Below are 21604 nucleotides of genomic sequence, written 5' to 3'. Positions count from 1 at the left end.
CTCATCCAAAAGGTAGATATGATGAGCTAGTATCAGTTACCAGCTCGCTAGTAGAACCTAAGTTACTGTTCGTTCCGTCAAGGTAGCTATAACTTGCTTTAGTACCTTTCAAATCTGTACTAATGGTCAGTGCGTTACCACTGTGCGCCCCTGAGAAAGCCATTGATTCATTGGCCCTCATGATTGCAACTAGCTCATCATGGTGATAATAAAGTTGAGCAATATTCCCTAATGCATCAACGGAAACACTTTGCATTCCAATCGCATCGTAGTGGTACGTGCGTATTACTTTTTCTTGATCATCTCGTATCTCAGACAACTGGCCATAATTGTTATAGCTGAGTTGATAGTCTCTCTGCGATAAATTCACTCGATTACCAAGTGCATCGTATTCAAAAGATTGGTTGGAAAAATCCCTATGAGTATTGTAAATATTGAGTAATCGAGTCGGCATATCAGTATCGAATATTCGACTTTCAGTATTCACAACTCCATTTTGATACTGTGTGGTTAAATCCGTAATATTGTCAAAATGGTCATAATAAAACTGCTGCTTTACGACTTCTCTTCCCACGACATCTTTCGGCGGGCTCACTCCTTCGCTTACAAACTCAGTAATTCGGCCAAGCTGGTCATAATCAAACGTTTCTGTTTGAACAGCTCCATTAATTGTGGTTTTTCGCTCGATAATCCGCATAGACTGGTCGTAGGAAAGTTCCATTTTTAACATCTCTTGACCATTACGAACCCAACGACGGCTACTTTCCATATCATTAACACCATAGTCCAAATACATCTCTACTTGATCATTTCCATCCTCATAATGCTGCGAGATAAGTCGATCAAATTGATCATAACTGAGGTCAATGACTGCTGTTGCATCGCGACTTCCAAAGACAAGTTGTTGAACACGGCCAAAGTCATCATAAGTAAGTGCTTTCGTGTTTCCGGTAAAATCGCGCATAGACAACAACAATCCTTTTGCTGAATATGAGAACGTGGCGTTTTCTGTTGTCGCACCTAAGCTTGTCACCGTTTTTTTACTTGGATTTCCAAATGCATCATACTCATACTGACTGCTTGTCATTGATGCCGCATCACTTACAACTAACCCACGTTTGTTATAATTAAAACTTCGCGTTGAGGATGAATCATTACTGATTTCTTGCTTTGTAACTAACCCAAGCACTGGGTGATATGTGTATGTCGCCGAATAGCCATTTGGCAGAACGACGCTTTGATAACGGTTTGAATCATCATAATCTTTGTACTGATAGCGCAACCCATTCATTTGCCTTTCAATCAAACGACCAAAGTCATCGTATTGATTACTAATAATGGTCGTATGGGTATTTTCATTATCACCCAATAGCCCCTCTCGAGTATGAAGCGTTAGGCTTTCTTCTTTGGTTCTTTTGTCATAGCTCATTCTATCGACAAATGACTCTGAAGCGTTCTTACCCACAAAGCGAGTTTCTTTTTCTATCACACGATCAAATGCATCATATTTAAATTCAATTACCGCACCACGACTTGTTTCTGTTCGAATTAAACGGTTTGTTAGATCATATTGATAAGGAATTTGATAGAGAAGTTGGTCTGCTCGATCAAAATATTGCTCTAAAATCGTATTACCCCACGCGTCTTGATGAGAAATAACGCGCCCTTTTCCTTCAATGCCTTTCGTATGGGTGCGAGATGCATAATCAAATTGGTTTATTTCTACCGCTCCAGAGGGATAGATAGTGCGATTAATGTGACCATACAAATCATATTCATAACGCGTTGTTAACTCTAATGCTCTCGTACCAAGGTTATCGTATTGCGTTGTCGAAATCTTCTGGCCAAACCCATCATACTGATTGGTGTAAGCTAGTATGGTTGTACTATCAATTCTTGTGGCCATTGAAAGGACATGACCATTAGCACTGTAAGTTTGAACGGTAGTTTCCCCCTCAGAATCTTCAATATTTAAAACATAATTGTCACTATCAATGTAGCTCTGATACGTTTTTTCAGAATAAAGGCTATTCGATTTAAATAAGCGCTCTTTGTTTATTTGATTCAACTCATCGTAATTAACTTCAACTTCTACACCTTCTGGTTCTTTTTTATAAATAAGTTGGCTATCCACAAAATCATAATGTTCAGTATTAGAATAATGTAATGACCCATTTTCAGTGAGTACTTGGTAAACAAGATGATCCTGATTAAAGTCATACGTGTAGGAATAACGCATCGGAGTCGCACCAGAAACCACAGAAGATTCCTCTCGTTTCTTCCCGTAAACTTCAATATCTTGACGATTTTCATAAAACTGATAATTAGTTTTCTGCCCGTTAATCTCTTCTGTCTTCAGAACGTAAAAAATATGCTCATCTAATAACGAAGGTAATGTCTTATAGGTAAATTCCTTTTTATGTACTACATTTCTTCCTCTATCTAAAATACTTTGTGATAAGGGAATGTTTTTAAATTTATTCTGTGAACTTAGCTCATATTCACTAATTGTCGTTATTCCACGCTCATCAGTGTGTTCTATATTATTGCCCCATTGATCAAACTGATAAAATTCCAAACTTTTACTCGTTGAAGATGCATTAAAAAATGAAACGTCTTTCTTTTTTAAAAAAGTATATTGAGGAACCTGATATTCAATACCAACAGCATTATTTGCATAATACTCATAATTTACTTCTTGGTATAACACCCCTTTTGAAAGATAACGTTCTTGTTCAACTAAGTGGTATTTGGTATATGTTTTTTGAATTTCAATCTCATTATCGATAGTTTCTATTGCAGAGTATTTATAATCTTGGGCTGCTTTAAAAAGCGTATCTTCCCCTGCTATATAAGCTCTATCACTAGCAAATCCAAGATAATTTTTATCTGAATAAGTATAAGTATGTGTTCGAATAGGTAATGCACTTCCTTGAGATACAATCATCTTCGTAACTTGTGGCACATACTTAGTTGGCGCGCCATCAGGCATTAAAAAGCCGCGTTCATAATACGTAACCTCTTCTGAATATCCTGCTGGATAGGTTGTTTTTAGCAATAAATCCATCCCTATTTCATTGAACCATGAATATTCAAATTGAAAATACAGATCTTCTCTGTTGGGTAATGTCGCATCCGCTAAACGTTTAAAGTCACCACCGCTTATTTTTCTAATTGTCGATGACTTAAGCAAAGAGCCTTTGTTATATAAGGAAATTTTTGTCAGCCATTCATCTGACCATGTGTCAATATTTATGCTTAATCCAAAACTATCTTCAACCTTATACAAGGTTCTTTGGAAATTATAATTTGTATATGAAAAGCGAAGCTGATGGCCTTTTGCACTGTATAGCCGATTCAGAGTGCCTTCCTTCCGGTCGATAAATTCGATCTCTCCAGAGGCATTAATGACCTTTATTTCACCTTGTTCAGTTCCTGGCGTAGAGACGTAATGAATGCGGATATCTTTTAACTTACGGTATGGTGTTACATACTCATTCTCTGTTGAATTCCATTCAATTTTGAATTGTTGACCATTTCTCAAACTCAATACTGAATTTACATTATCAAAAGAACTAAGTGGTAATGACCAACCTCGCCCAAAGCCAATATCAGTAAAATTATTTATATTATAACCAATAGTTAAATCAAAATAAGGACCATTAAGGCGGTTACCAATTATCGATAATAGTTTTATTTGAGCAGAATAACTTCCCGTTCTGTTATCAACACCTGAGTTAATAAAATCCGAGAAATTATATGCATTACTGATTATATTTTTCATTTTCGCACCAACCTTATACCAATAAGATAAAAAAATAAGCTAAATAGTTAAAATTTAATCTTAAAAAATTTAAATATTATGTAAATACACTAGCACAATGATTTATTTAAAATAAATCACAAAAACCTATAACTTTTTACAGGCAAGATATACATACAAAAAACAAATTACAAAAAACAAATTATAAAACAACAACTTAAAGAAGGGTGCGCATAAAAAAAAGAAAATAGCAAAACAAAAAAGCAGAAATATTCATACCATGAATGAGTTTTATTTGAATTAGCTCCGCAAAAATAAAACTTTAATATTTATTTATAAAGAAATCAGATTCCTGACATTGATTTTTATATAAAACTATCACGCCATAAATAAATTAAAACAAAATAAATTTACACCTTATAATTAATGACTATTAAAACCACCAAAAAAACATACATTATTTACACTTAGACAGGCAATTTAGTTATTTAGACTACCAACTCAATCAAGATTCACCTGATTAAATAAAGTGTTATTTTTATAAAAAAAAATCAATAAAATCTGTATTAGCTATAAATTAACCTAGAAATAGTAACTTCTATTATCTAGAGTGATTACTAAAATATTTACTCCCCCCCCAAAAAAAATAAGAAAACCAAATCAGTTGCACACTGAATGAAAAAGATAACAAATCCAATCTAATATCAACATTCATATCAAACAATGCTAAATGAACCTATCTACAACTGAATTTTTATATATTGTGTGTAAACTAAACACATACTAGGGAAGCTAATAAGAAAAGATCTATGGATAACCTCATAACTCAACTACTGTTCTCAGCCTCAATTACTGGCCCTATTTGCCTAATGTTGTTTTTGGGTGTGGTTCTTAAACGGATTAAATTAATTAACGATAACTTTATTGAGATCGCCTCTAAGCTCGTATTCCAAGTCACTTTGCCTGCAATGCTCTTTTTGAGTATTGTTAATGCCGAGCATAACTTCTCATCAAGCAGTCGTTTAATCATTTACGGATTAATCGCGAACTTCGCCTTTTTCTTATTTACCACCTTTTCAACTAAACTTTTTTTTAACAACAAACAAGATCACGGAGTCATCATTCAAGGTGGATTTCGTGCAAATACAGCCATAATAGCCTTAGCTTATGTTGCTAACGCTTATGGTGATTCAGGGGTAGCTCTTGCCGCTATTTATGTGGCGACGACAACCGTTCTCTATAATATTCAAGCCGTTATTACTCTAACTCCAAAAGAAGAATATAATGAAAAACAAGCGGTAGGAGTAATAATAAAGACTCTGACTAAAAACCCACTCATCATTTCTATCCTACTTGGTGTCGTGTGTTCCTTTCTCTCGATTCCCATTCCAGAGATGATTACTCAAGCAGGCCAATACTTTGCAAACATGACTCTACCTCTTGCCCTTCTGTGTGCTGGTGGATCGTTAAATCTCAACTCAATGAGAGAAGATAAAAGACCGACGTGGTTTGCAACGAGTTATAAACTTATATTAAGCCCGTTATTTATTACCATGGGAGGTATATTGTTAGACTTTAGAGGGTTAGATTTAGGTCTACTATTCTTTATGAGTGCAGCACCAACGGCTGCAGCCAGTTATGTAATGGCAAGGGCGATGGGCGGCAATGCAACATTAGCAGCAAATATTATTGCCCAAACGACGGTTGCCTCTTTAATCACTTGTACTTTGGGGATCTTTATTTTGTCTTCATTCAAATTAATTTAATTTTTATGCAAACTTGTTGGAAATTGAAATAGTCGTATCCTATAAATATAGAGTAACTTTGCTGAACGAGTTATATTCCCCAGAGAACGAATCCTCTTATTCTCTGGGATTTTTTATTAAAGGACGTAACGTACCCCAAATGTAAATGCGATATCCGTCGAATTATCCATATTTACTGCATTTTCTATTACTGATAACTCAAACGCAACTTTCTCTAAAAGATAGCGATAGCCAAGAACAAATTCATTCGAAGGTTCTGAATAGTCTTCACCATCATCAACAGATCCTTCATAAATATGATAAGACGTGACGATATGATGAGATGGAGTAATTGCATAACCATAACCGGCAGAAAAAGCAAACGTGCTATTTTTATAAGAGATATTATCTGCTGCATTATTATCTCTAAAGGTAACTCCTACTGTCGAAAATAACGCGTGTTTTTCATAACTAAAACTGTAGTTGGCTTGCAAACCTTGTTCAAAGCTATCTCGTTTAAAAGATCCACTGTTTACGTGATTAAAATATAAACTGGCACCTAGGCTAATTGCATTATATTGATTGGCAAACACTTGGTATTCAAAATAACTGTGTAATGCACTCGATAAGGTTTCACCTTCAAAGTCATTAATTTCAACTCCATATTTAGGGACCGATATATTAAATCTATCGTTCTCAACCTCATCACGCCCATTTTGCCCAATGCCAAAAAAATCATGAAAACCATGAACAAAAGAATCTAGCCCATTATTGCCCGCATAATTGTATTGGTACTTAAGCTCAGCCTTCATTTTTGGTGTTAATTGCCACTGAGCACCAGTGATAACTTGGTTTTGATAATAATCGAGATTAAAGCTGTCTGAATTAGCCCATACACTGGCAATTGTTCCTGCTGCAAACAACTCAACACTCTCTTCTTTCATTGCAAAAGCGGAACGTAACTCTGTCGATAACGTGTTTGAATGAAGTGGAGCTTGGGCATAAATTTTCATTGGAGTAACGGAAGTATCTGCATTAACCAAAGAAGAAGACAAACTGATAAGAATCGTTGGAGCTAAAATATTTATTATCGGTTTTATAGTAAGCATAATATTTTTCATATAATTAACGGCTACCAATGCACTGATAACAAAAGAAGGAAGTGGAGTAATATTAATCAACACCATTATCACTGATGTTATACCACCCTCTCAAATAAGTTAATGACATGATGGGACATAGATCAAGTTCAATAAGCTTAAACGAACAGAAAAAAGCAGTTAAAAATAATAACCAAACAAACACATAACGAAGATAAATACCTCAAAAATCCACATTCAAATAATCATTATCTTGTTTCTATCATTTGCTGTTGTAACCACTCTTTAAATACTTTTACTTTGTCACTCATTAACCCGTTTTTTTTCCAAACAACGTAATATGCCAGTTCAATGGAGCATTCAAGATCAGGAAAAAGTTGGACTAAGCGACCACAGTCGAGATCGTCTTGTACCAATACACTGCGACCAAGCGCAACGCCTTGGCCACTAATCGCGGCCTGAATAACAGATGCTGAATTATTTATCTTTAATCCTTTATCTGTATTTACATTGTAAATTTCATGTTGCTCCAACCAACGGTTCCATGATGGAAAACCACTTTCTTTAGGTAATGAAAGATCATGTAACAAAGGAAGGAGCACAAGAGATTCAAGCTTATCAATCCCTTTATTAAATAACTCAGGTGAGCAGACAGGGAAAATAGACTCAGTCATTAATAATGATGCTTCCAAACCTTCCCAATTTCCTTTTCCATAACGAACACCGATATCAATGCTTTCTGCAAGGTAATCCACCGTTCTAATATTCGTATCCAACCTCAGATCCCACTCTGGATGAGAAATTTGAAAGTCATCAATTCGCATCAATAGCCATTTAGCAGCAAATGCAGGGCTCACTGCTACCGTTAAAATAGGGCTTATATCTGCTGGTTTTAATAACTCTAACCCTTGTGATAAATGTGTAAATCCACGAATAATCTCGGGCAAACCTTGTGTTGCTTCTTTAGTTAACACTAAGCGAGAAGCACCTGAAGAGCGTCTTTCAAATAAAGAAATACCTAACCATTCTTCTAATAGTTTCACTTGTTGTCCGATAGCAGCAGGGGTGACGTTTAACTCTTTTGCCGCTAAAGAAAAACTCAAGTGACGAGCAGATGCTTCAAAGGCTTTTAATCCATTTAAGTGATTAAGCTTCATTAACTCCCCTTTAACCAATTCATACCAATAAAGAAAAACTTTAGTGAGAGTATAGAAGTTCTGATTTGTTACGCCTAGATAAAAATCAGACAATAAGTTTAATCAACACACACTTATGCAGGTTTACCATGAAACTAAACACTGATTTTTCAAAACACGCAGATGCATTCTTTTCTCAATCAACTTGGGTTCCGTCACCAATAAAAGAAGTCTCTCGTAAAATGTTAGAACGTGATGGGGGAGAGATTGCAACAGCCACTACCTTGGTTAACTATGAACCGAATAGTTATTTTTCTTCCCATGTTCATACTGGAGGAGAAGAGTTTTTAGTATTAGAGGGTGTTTTTTCCGATGAGCATGGAGATTACCCTGTAGGTACTTATATGCGTAACCCTGTAGGAAGCTCACATGCTCCGGCAGTAAAAAAAGGCTGCATGATCCTAGTTAAATTAGGACAATATCAAAAAGGTGATCACACACCAGTTCATATCGATACACAAGCCCACACTTTCATCATGGACCCGATACGTGCTGGTGTTACGTTTCTAAAGTTACATACCTTTAAGAATGAAATAGTTCGTATTGAAGAGTGGCAAAAAAATCACACAATAGAACTTGATAATCAAGGCGGTATAGAAATTTTAGTGCTTGAAGGAGAGTTCTCACACGATAATACAAGTTACCAAAAATTTGATTGGTTACGCTTACCTATTGGTCATTCATTGCATGCAGTAATGAACAATCAACATTGTAAAGTCTGGATAAAAACAGGCCACCATTTACACCAAATTCAGCCTAAGTGAGAACTCAAATGAAAACAGATTATCTTATTGTTGGCGCAGGATTAAGTGGCCTATACATCGCTCATCAACTTGAAAAAATGGGAAAGAGTTTTCGTATTATAGAGGCCAGAGATCGTATTGGTGGGCGGATTTTATCGCATCCAATCATCGATCCCGCGGCTGATTTATCATCCCTTGATAGCGTAGATATGGGACCATCTTGGTTTTGGCCACAAATGCATCCCCGTATTACGCAGCTTATCGACAACTTAATGTTGCCTATTTTCCCACAGTATTCTCAAGGAGCGTATTTACTAGAAAATCAACAAAACAGCGCTCCTATTCGCTATGAATCAGGGTTTGAACAATCCCCAACATCGATGAGAATTGCAGGAGGGATGCAAAGCCTTGTTGATTCATTACTCACCTCTTTACCTACTAATAAAGTTCAACTAAAAAGTACAGTGACTCAAATCGAACACAAAGAAAATGGGTATTCTTATGTCTCAGTCACTCACAATAATAGGCAAGATATCATTGAAACAACCCATGTTATCTTTGCTTTACCATTACGCCTTTTAGCTAACAGCATTGCCTTTACACCGAGTTTACCAACAGAGGTAAAACACCATTTTAAATCAACCTCAACCTGGATGGCTGCTCACGCCAAACTCTTTGCGGTCTATAACACCCCCTTCTGGCAAAAAGAGGGATTATCAGGCTCTGCAAGCAGTCACATAGGCCCATTAGCCGAAATACATGATGCAAGTACATTTGATGGTATTGGGGCGTTATTTGGCTTTGTAGGAGTTGATGCGGCAACACGAATAAAAGCTGGTGATCTACTCATTAAACAAGCGGCAATAGAACAACTCACTCGGATTTTTGGAGAGCAAGCAAACCACCCTATTGATGTAAAGCTAATAGATTGGAGTCAAGAGCCTTATACTGCAACGATAGAAGATCACCAAGCACCGACAACCCACCCTCGCTATGGCTTACCTTCAGCTGCAAAACTATTGGGTCAATTACATTGGTATTTTGCAGGTACTGAAGCTGCACAAGAAAATGGAGGGTATTTAGAAGGTGCATTAGAATCTGCTGACGCCGTAATTTCTGCCCTCAATCTACACTAAAAACAAAAAGGCCAAGTCATTAATAACTTGGCCTTCTATTAGTGTCTGACGCTACAAACTAAGTAACTTAACAGCTGTGTTCCATTAAGAACTGAACATCATCTTCTGCGCTGTAATACACAGGTTCTTTACCATGAGAGAACAATTTAAGTGGTTTCTCATTCGCGGTATGGTAGCTCAATTTGCCATCAAGAATGTGTAACCATGTACCTTCAGGAATACCAACCACTGGCTCGTGTTTATTCACTTCTAGGAACTCTTGAATACGTTCGTCACGAGTTTCACCAAAATGCCCCTCAACCGATGCTTCTAGATAATGAGGGTTGATTTGGAATGGCACTAAGTTTAGCGAAGGAAGAATCGCTCCTGTAATGATAGGCATATCATTGGTGGTACGGATTGTAGGACAACCAATATTTGTACCCGCACTCCAACCAATATAAGGAATTCCGTTGTCCAGTACTGCTTTTCTAATTGGCCCCACTAAACCTAAGTCATGCAATGTTTTGTTTAGCACCCACGTATTACCGCCACTTACTAAAATGCCATCTGCTTCTTGGATCGTTTTGACTGGGTCTTCTGAACGGTGCAGGCCGGTTACTTTGCAATCTAAACCTAGATGATCAAACGTTTGTTGAACCATAGCAACACGGTCATCATGACTAGAGCGAATAACAGCGTATGGGATAAGTACGAGATTTTTCGCTTTAGTGCGTTGAATTTGCTCTACAATTGCTTCACTCGCAAATTCCATCACGTAGTTGTTACCAGAAATCTTGCCGTTACTTAATAATAAAATATCCATTTCTTACTGCCTTATGTCTATTTAACATCGCTTTTTAATGTCATCTAACTCGAGAAAAACAAGCGATAGGATTACGAAAGATGCAAAAACCATATCAGAAATAATGACGTTAAAACTTGTGTTAGATCGTATCTGTAGTCTATAAATTATGTCAAAACAGAAAGAAATCGTCCCGTCATCACAAACAAGACAGAAAATAACTGCTCACCAAAACTTGTGAGAAAGCAGAATATAGGCATAATGCCTTTTAAATTTTATTAATAGTTCAAAAATACGTCACAAGTCACGACGTTTATCTACGCTCATATGAGGTGCAATGAAAATACCAAACAGATTACTACCATTAGTTGAAGATGGTTTAATAGATGAAGTTCTAACCCAATTAATGAGTGGTAAAGAAGCCTCGGTCTACATTGTACGTAGTGGCGATAATATTCAATGTGCCAAAGTCTACAAAGAGATTGAACAACGTAGCTTTAAGCAAGCGGTAGCGTATCGTGAAGGACGAAAAGTAAAAAACAGTCGTCGTGCTCGAGCAATGGAAAAAGGCTCTAAATTTGGCCGTGATGAGCAGGAAAAAGTATGGCAAAACGCAGAAATTGATGCGCTATACAAACTGTCTGAAGCTGACGTTCGTGTACCAACACCTTATGGTTGTTTTGATGGCGTTCTATTAATGGAATTAGTGACTAACGATGAAGGCGCTGTCGCCCCTCGTTTAAACGACATTACGTTAACAAAAGAACAAGCCCTGCGTGACCATGATTTAATGATCCAATACGTCACTCGTATGTTGTGTGTTGGGATTGTGCATGGAGATTTGTCAGAATTTAACGTATTAGTTGATCACCTTGGTCCTGTAATTATCGATTTACCTCAAGCGGTAGATGCATCAGCAAACAATAATGCGAAGTGGATGCTTGAACGTGATGTGAACAACATGACGACTTACTATGGCCAATATGCTCCAGAGTTGCTTGGCACTGAATACGCTAAAGAAATGTGGGCATTGTATGAAACGGGTGAACTATCGCCAAATACCAAGCTTACTGGTGTATTTATCGATGACGGTAAAGATGCTGATGTTGACGGTCTAATGGCAGAAATTAACGCCGTAATGGAAGAAGCTCGTTTACGTAAAGAGCGTCAACTAGAAGATCAAGATCTCGACTAATTTGATAAGCTACATACTCAACGCTTCGTTGGCAGATGATGGATTATCTGCCTTATAGTTTCCTTGCACTTCTTCCTCTTCCCTTTGAAACTTGTGATGCTCAATAAAATAGTCAACTTGATTAACCGTGTCTTTAGCGTAAATCAAACTCGTGTGAGAATGATTTAAACACAAATGATCTGTTAACTCAGGCAACAAGGTTTCTTCTACAGTTACCGTACCATCTGAAGGTTGCTTGTCTCTGATAATAGAAGAGCGAATACCAATCGACATTGTGCCTGCAATAGAACCAACAGGACAATCTACCGTCAACTTATTCATATCAATTAAGCCCTGCTCTTTCGAGCTACCTAAAATAAAGCCTAATTTCATATTGTTCAATTCTTTAGCAATTGAAGAACCTTGAAGTGGAGAACCAATCGTCACCACTGAATCTATTGGTGTATTGTTATCTTGGTGAGAATTGACAAAATGTACGGCTAAAATACCACCAAGACTATGCCCTACAATGACATTTTTCTTAGATACAGATAAGCAATTATGGATACGTTTAAAAAGTAAGGCTTCATTGATACGTAAAGAATTATAAGTAATGACTTGTACTGTATGACCTCTCTTTCTCAATCGAGAGGCTAATGGTTTCATTACGACACCATGCATATACAACCCATGCAACACCACTATATTCGCCATTACTTACCCTTAGAATAAAACTCTTTAACTTTGACTATATCAAGAGAAGAGAGTGCTAATGTATTAGAAATATCATTTATCACGACTCACTACATATGGAGTTTAGAAATCTCGACCTAGAACAAATTATTGAATTAAAAGGTATTAATCATCAATATAATCTGAACTTTCTTCCGCTTCATTATTCAGCCATACCGTGAATAATTGATAGGTTAAACTCAGAACCACAGCACCAACAAATAGCCCCACAATGCCAGACATCGCCATCCCACCCAATGCACCAAGCAAAATGACAATCATAGGAATATGAGAACCACGGCTTAATAAAATCGGTTTTAAAACGGCATCACTGCTGCTTACTAATACACACCAAACAGCAAAAAGCACACCTGATGTTGTAGTATCGACACTGAAAACATAAAAGATAATAGGTAAAAGCACTAATATTGGTGGTAACTGGATAATCGCAAAAACAAGAACTAAGAATATCCATAATCCCAATGCCGGAGCAGGAATACCGATCACCGCCATTCCTAAGCCTGCCATCACTGTTTGTATAACAGCAACACCAATTACCCCTTGAACAACACTTCTAATCGTCGTTTTAGATAATTTAGTTAACTCTTCACCATGTGCCCCAGTTAACCGATTTGAAACTAAAATGGACGCACGTTCACATTTAGCTGCGTTTGCCATAAAAACACCTGCAATGATGGTAGAGATAATAAATTGAATAAATCCACCACCAAGAGAACCGACGATAGATGCTGCTTTACTCGCAACCACTTTTACTTCTGCACTGTATTTAAAAAGCAAACTTTCAAGGTTCGAAGAAGCTAACGACATAAAAGAATACGCTTCATTACCAATAATAGGCCATTCTTGCATACTGGCTTTCGGCTTAGGAATTGCGATAGTTCCATCTTGATAACCTAAAAAGAGTTCAGTACCGCTGGTATAAATACCTGTCGATAAGGCGATTAACGGGATCAGCAGTAATAACACACCAATGATAGTTAAAATTATACTGACCTTACTTTCACTGATCCGTACTTTCTTACTAAAAAAAGCCACAATAGGATACAGAGCGGTTGCAATAATCCCCCCCCAAATCATCAATAATAAAAAAGGTTTTAAAATAGAAAAACACCACAAAACTAGAACCGCAAGGGCACTAATTTTAATAAAGGCATCAATTGCTTGATTAGAGAAATTATGTTCGAGTTTCATCAAAGTTCCTTGTCATAAAAAAGAGCGTTTTATTCATAATAGGGCTTACAATAATCAAAAGTTAACTCTTCTCTCTGGTAAACCACCAACATAATAGTGACGCAATAGTAACCATTATAACGCCTTGCCAAAATTGAATTGTTAGCTCAATGTCTAAAATCCACGCAGAAAAGAAAGTAGATAATATCGGTGTAAAATATGAGAAAGTAGCTAAAAGCACCATGTTGCCACCAATAATACCGATATTCCATAAAGCGTAGCCACTGCCCATAATCATACCGGCAAGCAAGAGGTCTATCGCCGCGTTGCTTGTCATAACAATAGCTCCTTCATCGCTGACTGCATACTTAAGCCAAAGCGTTAATGCTGTTGCAATAAAAAACCACGTAATGGCATTTTTTCCATTCGCTAATTTTTTAGTAATATTGCAATAAATAGCCCAAAGAAATGCACCAGTAAATGCCAAGCTATAACTCACTGGGTTACTTGCCGCATTTTCAATTAATTGAGTTATTGATAATCCTTGATCACCACTTAATGTCCAAGCAACCCCAAAAAATGACAATAATATGGCAGGATAAATCACCTTATTCACTGGCTTATGACTTGCCAGCACCGCAAATAACACCGTTAACGACGGCCACAGATAATTAATAATACTCATTTCTACCGCTTGGTTACGGCTATTTGCCATACCTAACGCTAGCGATAAGCACATCTCATAACTAACAAATAGTCCGCCTCCAATTAATAAATAACGTGGGGAAAATAGACTTAACTTAGGCAATCCCATTACGAGCATTAAAAATAGCGAACCCACGCTATAAATCATTGCAGCGCCACCTATTGAGCCTAATTGCTCAGTCACGTTACGTATTAATCCAACAATCATGCTCCAGAATAAAATAGCAGCACAGCCAGCGATCGTATATTTATATGAGGTATTCAATTTAAGCATTTCCTAACAATAAAAAGTAGCGCTACTACTCTAGCATTTAAATAAGAAATTATATTCATAATATAAATAAAAATGGCACGGACAATGCTTAAAAATACATGAGTCAAATACGTCATTCATTCCTATTATTATCTTCAATGTAATATTTATGACATGATATATTTCGAAGCTTAAAATTATTATGACAAAGTTTAAATACCACTATTCACACAATCATCATTACATAACTAAAAAGATGGAACTCACATGTTAAAAAATTTATCGCTTAAAAACAAATTAGCCATATCAGCTAGTGCTGCAATTATACTCGGGGGAGTATTAGTTGAAGCTCTTTCATTTAATACCTCTTTAGAACGCCTAGATACAGAAGTAACACAGCGCTTAGAAAGCACTACGGCATCGTATAATCAATACGTTACCGACTGGGTTCTCTCGAAGGAACGCGCATTAATCTCATTGCCTCAAGAAACAAATGCAGATGCTATCGTTGTTCACCTAAAACAAGTTCGTGACTCTGCAAAATTTGATAATGTCTTCCTTGCTTATCCAGACGGTTCTCAAGCTAATGCAAATGGCGTTATCCTTCCATCTGGAAATAATGACCCTAGAAAATGGGGTTGGTACACAAATGCTGTTGCCACACCGTCCAAAGTATTTATGGACAATCCAACCGTTGCCGCAGCAACAGGGGCAAATGTTGTTTCTTTAGGCAAAGCGTTAAACCTTCATGGTCAACAAGTCGTTCTTGGCGCAGATGTTGAAATCACCGATATCTTAAATAGCATGGAAAAAGTCATCATTCCTGGTGAAGGTTTTATGTTTATTGCTAATGACAAAGGGAATATTTTTACACACCCAAATACGAAATTACTTAATAAGTCCGTTTCTAGTTTAGGCTTAAATTTTTCAACGATTCAACAAGCAACAAACAGTAACTCTGACATATCTATTGAATTAGATGGTGAGAAATACATTATGCATGCTCAAAAAATTGATGGTACGAGTTTAATTACCGTGAACGTCATTAACTATGACTCGTTAGTTGCTCCTCTATTTGATGCGGTATCTGGCCAAATATTAGTAACCGCGATTGTTGTTATTATCTGTACGTTATTATTCAATCTACTCTGTAATATCTTATTCCGTCCGTTAAATAATGTATCTCAAGCACTTGCACAAATTGCAAATGGTAGCGGTGATTTAACTCAACGAATCCATGTTGAAAATAAAGATGAAGTGGGGGAACTAGCAAATAACTTCAATACTTTTGTGGAAAGCTTACAACAGCTTATTCAGCATATTCGTCAACAATCTCAACAATTAACAGAAGGTTCTGAACAAAGTACTAACCGTGCAAACAATTCAGTTAAAGAGCTTAATCTTCAACAACAAGAAATCACAATGGTTGCCACTGCAGTAACAGAAATGGCATCAGCTACTCGTGAAATAGCCTCTCATGCAGAGCAGACTGCGGAAGCAGCTCAAAACTCATCAAGCAGTACTCAAAAAGGCCATTCTCTTGTTATTGAAACAAAAGCATCAATCAATAATCTAGCAAATGAAGTGAATGAAGCAAGTATGGTAATCAGTGAGCTTCAACAGCACTCTCAAGAAATCAATACCGTATTGGCAACGATTCAAGGTATCGCTGAACAAACGAATTTATTAGCACTAAATGCCGCTATTGAAGCAGCACGAGCAGGAGAGCAAGGGCGCGGCTTTGCTGTTGTTGCCGATGAAGTTCGTGTGTTATCCCAACGTACTCACACTTCAACGGAAGAGATTAAATCAACGATTGATATCCTTCAACAAACAACAAGTCGTGCAGTTAACTTAATGCAAAGCAGCTCTGAGCTAGCAAATAGCTCTGTAGAAGATGCAGACAGAGCAACACTAGCACTAGAAGAGATTAGTTCATCAGTCACTTTAATCAGCGACATGGCTACTCAAATTGCGACCGCCGCTGAAGAACAAACGCACGTAACTGGCGAAATCACTCAAAATGTAACGTCAATTAAAGATGTGACCGATCTGCTTGTTATTGATTCAACAAACAGCTTAACTCAATCCCATTCACTGAAAGAACAAGCAATTGATTTAAGTGAAAAGGTAGCAACCTTTAAATTATCATAAACACTCTAAATGATAAAGGTGGTGATTAACTCACCACCTCTACTGTTTTATGCTGAGGCCCTAAATACGTTCCTTCATTAATATAATACCGCAATGATTCTTCACACTCTGAGCATTCAAAAATCTCATTAGGCTCAATGGCTTCGTCTTCAACCCACTCCCAACCAATATGCTCTTCACAGCTTGGACATTTCATTTCTCTTCCTTATAAAAATTTTTCGCGAGTATAATATCAATCAAATTAAATACTTGAATATTATGTTTACTAAACACATAAAATTATCATTTATTTTTAATATAATAATATTTTGTTATATTGAAACATCATAAGATAACGACTGATTTGGTGATCTATGCTTAACCCTCTATGGCTCAATACATTTTGTACTTTGGTTGATGTTGGCCACTTTACTCAAACGGCAGAACAATTGTACATGACTCAACCGGGGGTCAGTCAGCACATCAAAAAATTAGAAAACACTTGTGGGTATGATTTATTAAAACGTGAGGGAAAAAGTGTTGAGCTGACTGAACAAGGTCGTTTGGTTTATGATTTTGCAAGACAACAACAGCGTAATACAGCTAATCTAATTGAAACACTTAGTTTTGATGACCCACATAAAGGTTTGTGTAAACTGTCTTGTTCTGGTGCCTTAGCGTTGTCTCTTTATCCTGAATGTATCGATTTACAAAAAACATATCCAAAATTAACGACCTCATTAGAAGCGGCACCAAATCATAAAATATTAGATGACATTCAACGTGGGCATATCGATATTGGCATTGTTACTCATAACCCCACGCCTAGTTTATTTCGTAGCGAAGAACTAACCGAGGAGCCTCTTTGTTTAGTTCTGCCAAAAAGCGATCAAAACACGCCCATTACTCTCGATGTATTAATGTCCCGAGGATTAATTAAACACCCAGACGCCGAGCATTATTTGTCGTTATACTTCGATCATTGTAAAGATGAAGCCTTAGAAAAAGGAAATGCGAATGGATTCCCTATCGCAAGCTACATTAATCAATTAAGCCAAATATTATTGCCTATCGCTCAAGGAATTGGTTTTACTGTATTGCCACAAAGTGCCATTGATGCCTTCCCTGACAAAGACAAATTATATATTCACACACCGACAGAGTTGGTTATGGAGCGCTTATTTTTGGTTCAAAAACGAAACAGAGAATTGCCAAAACGATATCAAACACTGATAAAAAAGATCAAAGAAATATTGATATAGAAATGTTTATTTTAAGTAGGTGTTCAGTGGGAATAAATAAATTTTAATATTCAAATTGAATAAACATAAAGCGCTAAAACCAAAAAACTCCTGACGGTCAGGAGTTTTATTTTTTTACCATTTTTTAGCCGTATCTTTTGCAGTGTCTTTCCAGTATTGAATTCGCGCACGTTGCAATTGGGCTTTTCTTGTTCTTTTCATAAGATACTTCCTTTAATCACTCGCTCATCTTTGAGCTGCTGTCATAAATCTCAATGACCCATTCAATCTATAGTAGTGTGGATCACTTTGCGAGGATCAAGATCACGAATATTTAAACGTACTTCGTGTTTTTACTTATATTTTATGATCTATGTAACAGTTTAGCGACTCTCATCACTAAACTGCATTCCATTATTTTTTAACTAAGAAAAGAAACAACTGATTGAAATTATTCTACTAAATGACGAAACTGTGGCATGTAATCTAAATTTTCTCTCACTGTCTCTTCTAATGCTTTGTCTAAAATAGTACCAGTGTTTACTAATGGGTTTAAGATCAGAGCACGTTTAGCAAAATTTAAATCTCCAGTGATTGCAGCTTCAACAGTTAACGTTTCAAATTCTTTCATCAATTGAATAAGACGAAGTGTATCCGTCGGGAATGGTGCTACATTTAATGGCAAAGGACCATTTTTAGTAATCATAGAGCTCACCTCAACCGTACAGTCATCAGGTAAACCTGCTATTGTTCCATTATTACGTGTATTTACATGCATGATAGTTCGTTTATCGTTATAGATAGAACTCATTAACTCGCAAGCGGCTTCTGAATAGTACTGACCACCACGCTTTTCTAATTCTTTTGGCTTCTCATTTAAATCGGGATTACGATATATATCAAACAAACGATCTTCCATCTCTTTAACGACTTCACCACGAGTTCCTTCCCCATCAGCTTCCTTTATTTCTTGCTGCATAATGTCATCACTCATGTAGTAATAACGTAGGTAAGCACACGGGATCATTCCCATTTTAGATAGAAGTTCTTTCGACCATGCAAAAGGGGGGATATTCTTAGGAACTAATTTATCATTGCCCGAGATAATCTCATTAACGATATACGCAAGTTTATCTTGACCTTCATGTAAAATCTGACGTGCCCAAATAAAGTGATTTAAACCCGCAACCTGCATAATTACATCTTCTTCTTTAGCATTTAGTATTTCTGCTACACCTTTTTGCATAATTACAGGTACATTACATAAGCCGACCGTTTTTACTTTAGTGTGTTTTAAAACAGCCTCAGTCACCATACCCGATGGATTAGTAAAATTAAGTAACCATGCATCAGGGCACAATTCTTCAATATCTTTACAAATATCAAGTGTGATTGGGATAGTTCGACACGCATTTGCAAAACCACCGAGGCCATTTGTTTCTTGCCCTATCATTCCATATTTTAATGAAATACGTTCATCACGAATTCGACCTTCTAAACAACCTGCTCTAAATTGAGAGCAGATAAAGTCAGCCCCTTCTAATGCTTCACGACGGTTTAGTGTTACTTTTACCGTTATATTCAAATTTTCACGTTTAATCATACGGCGAGCCAAACCCGCAATAATTTCTACCTTATCTTTTCCGTCTTCAATATCAACCAGCCATAACTCACTTAATGGTAATTCATGCTTTCGCTTTAATAACCCTTCAATTAACTCTGGCGTATAACTTGAACCACCACCGATCACTGCAATTTTTAAAGATTTTTTCATTATGGTTCCCTCAACATAAATTAGACTAACTAATTAAACGTAAAGTTGACTTAACTAACAAACCATATAAAAATGCTTATGAATTAGTAAGGCTAATGCATAGATACGAAGGAAGGACTCCATGAATAATAAACAATCGTTACTCGCGAACTTATATACATTCAATATTGCAGCAAAAAGCTTAAGCTTTACGATTGCAGGAGAAGAGCTTTTTTTAACTCAAGGAGCAATAAGCCAGCGCATTAAACAACTTGAACTCCAATTAGGGTTTACCTTATTCATTCGATTAACTCGAAAATTAGAGCTCACTGAAGAAGGAAAACGTTTATGGGATGTATTAGACTCTTCTCTTGAAACTATTTTTTCTGAAATAGAAGACATTCAATTTAATGAGCTCAGTGGAGAGCTGTACATAGGTGTTGCTCCTACTTTTGCGCAATCATGGCTAATGCCTAGACTGCCTGAATTTCAAGCACTATACCCTAGCCTAGACCTAAAGATTCGAGTAAAAGCAAGCCCATTAGATTTCAAACATGAACCCGTTGATCTCGCCATTTATTACAGTAATGGACAGCACCCAGATCTTCATTGCGAAAAACTTTTTGATGAACATCTCACACCTATTTGTACACCTCATTATGCCCAAAAATTCACTCAACATCCTTTTAATATGAATAATGCTTGCCTAATTCATTGTACTGAATCATTAGATTCTATACGTACAGATTTTGAATGGACATACTGGTTATCAATGACAAATAAACCAACTCCAACACAAATGAAAAACTATGTCTTTAACCATTCAGAAATGGCGATATCTGCAGTAAGAAATGGAATGGGTATTGGCATTGCACGTACCAATCTCATTAGTACATACTTAGAAAATGGCGAATTAATAACTCCTTTTGAATCTATACCTTCTAATCTGAGTTATAATTTGATTTGCCCAAAAGGCCACGAACACCGCCCTAAATATCAAGCATTTACTCGTTGGCTACAACGAAAAATAAAAGAGCAGGGCTAATATTTACCCCTGCTCTATCTTCATAAGCCCAAAATATTAAAACAACGTTAAACCGAAGGCTTTTTTCACATTATGTAAAACTTGATTCGATTCTTCTTGAGACTTCTCACTGTCTTGTCGAAGGATCTCAATCAACTGCGCTTTATCTGATATGTACATTTCTCTGCGCTCACGGATTGGTTTTAGTATTTCCTGTAAACACTCTTCTAAGATTTTTTTAGTTGTCCCATCACCTAAACCATCTTGCTGATACTGGTTTTTTAGTTGATTTATATCTAACAACAAATTAGTAAAAATGCCCCAACATCTTGGAACGACTTATTAGAAGGTTCATACAAAGTAAGCATCGGTGATGTTGGTGTTGCTGCCCAAGCAAATAATGCCGTACTCTCGGCTGCTTTTGCAAACGGTGGCGATGAAGCCAATCTAAAACCTGCAATTAAATTCTTTGCTGAACTAGCAAAACAAGGTCGCCTTTCTTATACCGACCCAGGTTTAGCTAACTTAGAAAAAGGCGAAGTCGAAGTTGCCGTTTTATGGGATTTCAATGCACTTAACTATCGAGACAAATTGGGCCGTGAACGTTTTAGCGTAAATATTCCTCAAGATGGTTCCGTTATTTCAGGCTACACCACCATAATTAATAAATTCGCTAAAAATCCAAACTCGGCAAAATTAGCTCGAGAATATATCTTCAGTGACCAAGGGCAAATCAACTTAGCTGAAGGCTATGCGCGTCCAATACGCAGTGATGTTACATTGCCTCAGTCTATTCAAGATAAATTAATCCCGAACGACCAATACACTAATGTTCACCCTGTAAGTGATTTTAAAGCGTGGGAAAAATCAGCACGCAAACTACCTCGCCAATGGCAAGAAAACGTATTAATTAATCAACAGTAAGAGGTCA

At 36.8% G+C, this 21604-nt stretch carries 16 protein-coding genes and 2 pseudogenes; 8 read left to right on the top strand and 10 right to left on the bottom strand.

Annotation, left to right across the window (positions count from 1 at the left end; translation table 11 throughout):
- Position 1 precedes the first annotated feature (1 nt).
- Complete coding sequence (locus tag AC2IP4_RS17025) at positions 2 to 3784, bottom strand: RHS repeat protein (protein ID WP_486311177.1); 3783 nt, start codon at positions 3782 to 3784, stop codon at positions 2 to 4.
- 788 nt (positions 3785 to 4572) lie between these two features.
- Between AC2IP4_RS17025 and AC2IP4_RS17020 the strand changes: the two genes are divergently transcribed.
- A complete protein-coding gene (locus AC2IP4_RS17020) occupies positions 4573 to 5529 on the top strand; it encodes an AEC family transporter (RefSeq protein ID WP_486311176.1) in 957 nt (318 codons plus the stop codon).
- 116 nt (positions 5530 to 5645) lie between these two features.
- Here the strand turns inward: AC2IP4_RS17020 and AC2IP4_RS17015 are convergent, their stop codons facing one another.
- Together AC2IP4_RS17015 and AC2IP4_RS17010 are read right to left on the bottom strand one after the other, a co-directional pair.
- Positions 5646 to 6617, bottom strand: a complete 972-nt coding sequence (locus AC2IP4_RS17015; protein ID WP_375319979.1) for a DUF3187 family protein — start codon at positions 6615 to 6617, stop codon at positions 5646 to 5648.
- 239 nt (positions 6618 to 6856) lie between these two features.
- The gene (locus tag AC2IP4_RS17010) at positions 6857 to 7765 is read right to left on the bottom strand and encodes a LysR substrate-binding domain-containing protein (protein ID WP_375319980.1); all 909 of its coding nucleotides are present in this window, start codon (positions 7763 to 7765) and stop codon (positions 6857 to 6859) included.
- A 128-nt stretch (positions 7766 to 7893) separates the two neighbouring features.
- On the opposite strand from AC2IP4_RS17010, the gene AC2IP4_RS17005 reads away from it, so the two are divergent.
- Positions 7894 to 8568, top strand: a complete 675-nt coding sequence (locus AC2IP4_RS17005) for a cupin domain-containing protein (RefSeq protein WP_486311175.1) — start codon at positions 7894 to 7896, stop codon at positions 8566 to 8568.
- 8 nt (positions 8569 to 8576) lie between these two features.
- A complete protein-coding gene (locus AC2IP4_RS17000; protein WP_375319982.1) occupies positions 8577 to 9683 on the top strand; it encodes a flavin monoamine oxidase family protein in 1107 nt (368 codons plus the stop codon).
- Positions 9684 to 9750: 67 nt separating this feature from the next.
- On the opposite strand, the gene pepE is transcribed toward AC2IP4_RS17000, so the two are convergent.
- The gene (pepE, locus tag AC2IP4_RS16995) at positions 9751 to 10488 is read right to left on the bottom strand and encodes a dipeptidase PepE (RefSeq protein WP_375319983.1); all 738 of its coding nucleotides are present in this window, start codon (positions 10486 to 10488) and stop codon (positions 9751 to 9753) included.
- 316 nt (positions 10489 to 10804) lie between these two features.
- Here pepE and AC2IP4_RS16990 point away from each other — a divergent pair, with 316 nt between their 5' ends.
- Positions 10805 to 11662, top strand: a complete 858-nt coding sequence (locus AC2IP4_RS16990; RefSeq protein WP_105055642.1) for a PA4780 family RIO1-like protein kinase — start codon at positions 10805 to 10807, stop codon at positions 11660 to 11662.
- Positions 11663 to 11671: 9 nt separating this feature from the next.
- Here the strand turns inward: AC2IP4_RS16990 and AC2IP4_RS16985 are convergent, their stop codons facing one another.
- From AC2IP4_RS16985 to yddG, 3 genes are all read right to left on the bottom strand, one after another.
- Positions 11672 to 12355, bottom strand: a complete 684-nt coding sequence (locus AC2IP4_RS16985; RefSeq protein WP_375319984.1) for an alpha/beta fold hydrolase — start codon at positions 12353 to 12355, stop codon at positions 11672 to 11674.
- 144 nt (positions 12356 to 12499) lie between these two features.
- On the bottom strand, positions 12500 to 13585 hold the full coding sequence (locus AC2IP4_RS16980; protein ID WP_105055640.1) for an AI-2E family transporter: 1086 nt from the start codon (positions 13583 to 13585) through the stop codon (positions 12500 to 12502).
- A gap of 61 nt (positions 13586 to 13646) precedes the next feature.
- Positions 13647 to 14534, bottom strand: coding sequence for an aromatic amino acid DMT transporter YddG (gene yddG / locus AC2IP4_RS16975; protein ID WP_486307781.1), 888 nt, complete (start codon positions 14532 to 14534; stop codon positions 13647 to 13649).
- A 255-nt stretch (positions 14535 to 14789) separates the two neighbouring features.
- On the opposite strand from yddG, the gene AC2IP4_RS16970 reads away from it, so the two are divergent.
- Positions 14790 to 16676: a methyl-accepting chemotaxis protein gene (locus tag AC2IP4_RS16970; RefSeq protein WP_375319986.1), complete on the top strand. Its 1887-nt coding sequence runs from the start codon at positions 14790 to 14792 to the stop codon at positions 16674 to 16676.
- 25 nt (positions 16677 to 16701) lie between these two features.
- Here AC2IP4_RS16970 and AC2IP4_RS16965 read toward each other — a convergent pair whose 3' ends face one another.
- Positions 16702 to 16872 carry a hypothetical protein gene (locus AC2IP4_RS16965; RefSeq protein ID WP_375319987.1) on the bottom strand — a complete coding sequence of 57 codons (171 nt, stop codon included), beginning with the start codon at positions 16870 to 16872 and terminating at the stop codon, positions 16702 to 16704.
- Positions 16873 to 17029: 157 nt separating this feature from the next.
- On the opposite strand from AC2IP4_RS16965, the gene AC2IP4_RS16960 reads away from it, so the two are divergent.
- Positions 17030 to 17917, top strand: a complete 888-nt coding sequence (locus AC2IP4_RS16960) for a LysR family transcriptional regulator (protein ID WP_486307779.1) — start codon at positions 17030 to 17032, stop codon at positions 17915 to 17917.
- Positions 17918 to 18347: 430 nt separating this feature from the next.
- Here the strand turns inward: AC2IP4_RS16960 and AC2IP4_RS16955 are convergent, their stop codons facing one another.
- Positions 18348 to 19670 (bottom strand): 6-phospho-beta-glucosidase, encoded by a 1323-nt coding sequence (locus AC2IP4_RS16955; RefSeq protein WP_375319989.1) that lies wholly within the window; start codon positions 19668 to 19670, stop codon positions 18348 to 18350.
- A 121-nt stretch (positions 19671 to 19791) separates the two neighbouring features.
- Here AC2IP4_RS16955 and AC2IP4_RS16950 point away from each other — a divergent pair, with 121 nt between their 5' ends.
- A complete protein-coding gene (locus AC2IP4_RS16950; RefSeq protein WP_375319990.1) occupies positions 19792 to 20694 on the top strand; it encodes a LysR substrate-binding domain-containing protein in 903 nt (300 codons plus the stop codon).
- A gap of 36 nt (positions 20695 to 20730) precedes the next feature.
- On the opposite strand, the pseudogene AC2IP4_RS16945 reads toward AC2IP4_RS16950, so the two are convergent.
- Positions 20731 to 20967: pseudogene (locus AC2IP4_RS16945) on the bottom strand (tryptophan--tRNA ligase); the annotation flags it as partial.
- Here AC2IP4_RS16945 and AC2IP4_RS16940 point away from each other — a divergent pair.
- A pseudogene (locus AC2IP4_RS16940) lies at positions 20963 to 21597 on the top strand (ABC transporter substrate-binding protein); the annotation flags it as partial. The pseudogenes AC2IP4_RS16945 and AC2IP4_RS16940 sit on opposite strands and share 5 nt — an antisense overlap.
- Positions 21598 to 21604: the final 7 nt, after the last annotated feature.

The organism is Aliivibrio thorii (assembly GCF_057368585.1).
Note: the sequence above shows the minus strand (reverse complement) of the source record. Positions and strands in the feature narration are given on the sequence as shown.

What these genes read in the sequence shown, in the direction of transcription:
- AC2IP4_RS17025 (WP_486311177.1), bottom strand. Translation starts at nt 3,784, where the DNA reads ATGAAAAATATAATCAGTAATGCATATAATTTCTCGGATTTTATTAAC.
- AC2IP4_RS17020 (WP_486311176.1), top strand. Translation starts at nt 4,573, where the DNA reads ATGGATAACCTCATAACTCAACTACTGTTCTCAGCCTCAATTACTGGC.
- AC2IP4_RS17015 (WP_375319979.1), bottom strand. Translation starts at nt 6,617, where the DNA reads ATGCTTACTATAAAACCGATAATAAATATTTTAGCTCCAACGATTCTT.
- AC2IP4_RS17010 (WP_375319980.1), bottom strand. Translation starts at nt 7,765, where the DNA reads ATGAAGCTTAATCACTTAAATGGATTAAAAGCCTTTGAAGCATCTGCT.
- AC2IP4_RS17005 (WP_486311175.1), top strand. Translation starts at nt 7,894, where the DNA reads ATGAAACTAAACACTGATTTTTCAAAACACGCAGATGCATTCTTTTCT.
- AC2IP4_RS17000 (WP_375319982.1), top strand. Translation starts at nt 8,577, where the DNA reads ATGAAAACAGATTATCTTATTGTTGGCGCAGGATTAAGTGGCCTATAC.
- pepE (WP_375319983.1), bottom strand. Translation starts at nt 10,488, where the DNA reads ATGGATATTTTATTATTAAGTAACGGCAAGATTTCTGGTAACAACTAC.
- AC2IP4_RS16990 (WP_105055642.1), top strand. Translation starts at nt 10,805, where the DNA reads ATGAAAATACCAAACAGATTACTACCATTAGTTGAAGATGGTTTAATA.
- AC2IP4_RS16985 (WP_375319984.1), bottom strand. Translation starts at nt 12,355, where the DNA reads ATGGCGAATATAGTGGTGTTGCATGGGTTGTATATGCATGGTGTCGTA.
- AC2IP4_RS16980 (WP_105055640.1), bottom strand. Translation starts at nt 13,585, where the DNA reads ATGAAACTCGAACATAATTTCTCTAATCAAGCAATTGATGCCTTTATT.
- AC2IP4_RS16970 (WP_375319986.1), top strand. Translation starts at nt 14,790, where the DNA reads ATGTTAAAAAATTTATCGCTTAAAAACAAATTAGCCATATCAGCTAGT.
- AC2IP4_RS16965 (WP_375319987.1), bottom strand. Translation starts at nt 16,872, where the DNA reads ATGAAATGTCCAAGCTGTGAAGAGCATATTGGTTGGGAGTGGGTTGAA.
- AC2IP4_RS16960 (WP_486307779.1), top strand. Translation starts at nt 17,030, where the DNA reads ATGCTTAACCCTCTATGGCTCAATACATTTTGTACTTTGGTTGATGTT.
- AC2IP4_RS16955 (WP_375319989.1), bottom strand. Translation starts at nt 19,670, where the DNA reads ATGAAAAAATCTTTAAAAATTGCAGTGATCGGTGGTGGTTCAAGTTAT.
- AC2IP4_RS16950 (WP_375319990.1), top strand. Translation starts at nt 19,792, where the DNA reads ATGAATAATAAACAATCGTTACTCGCGAACTTATATACATTCAATATT.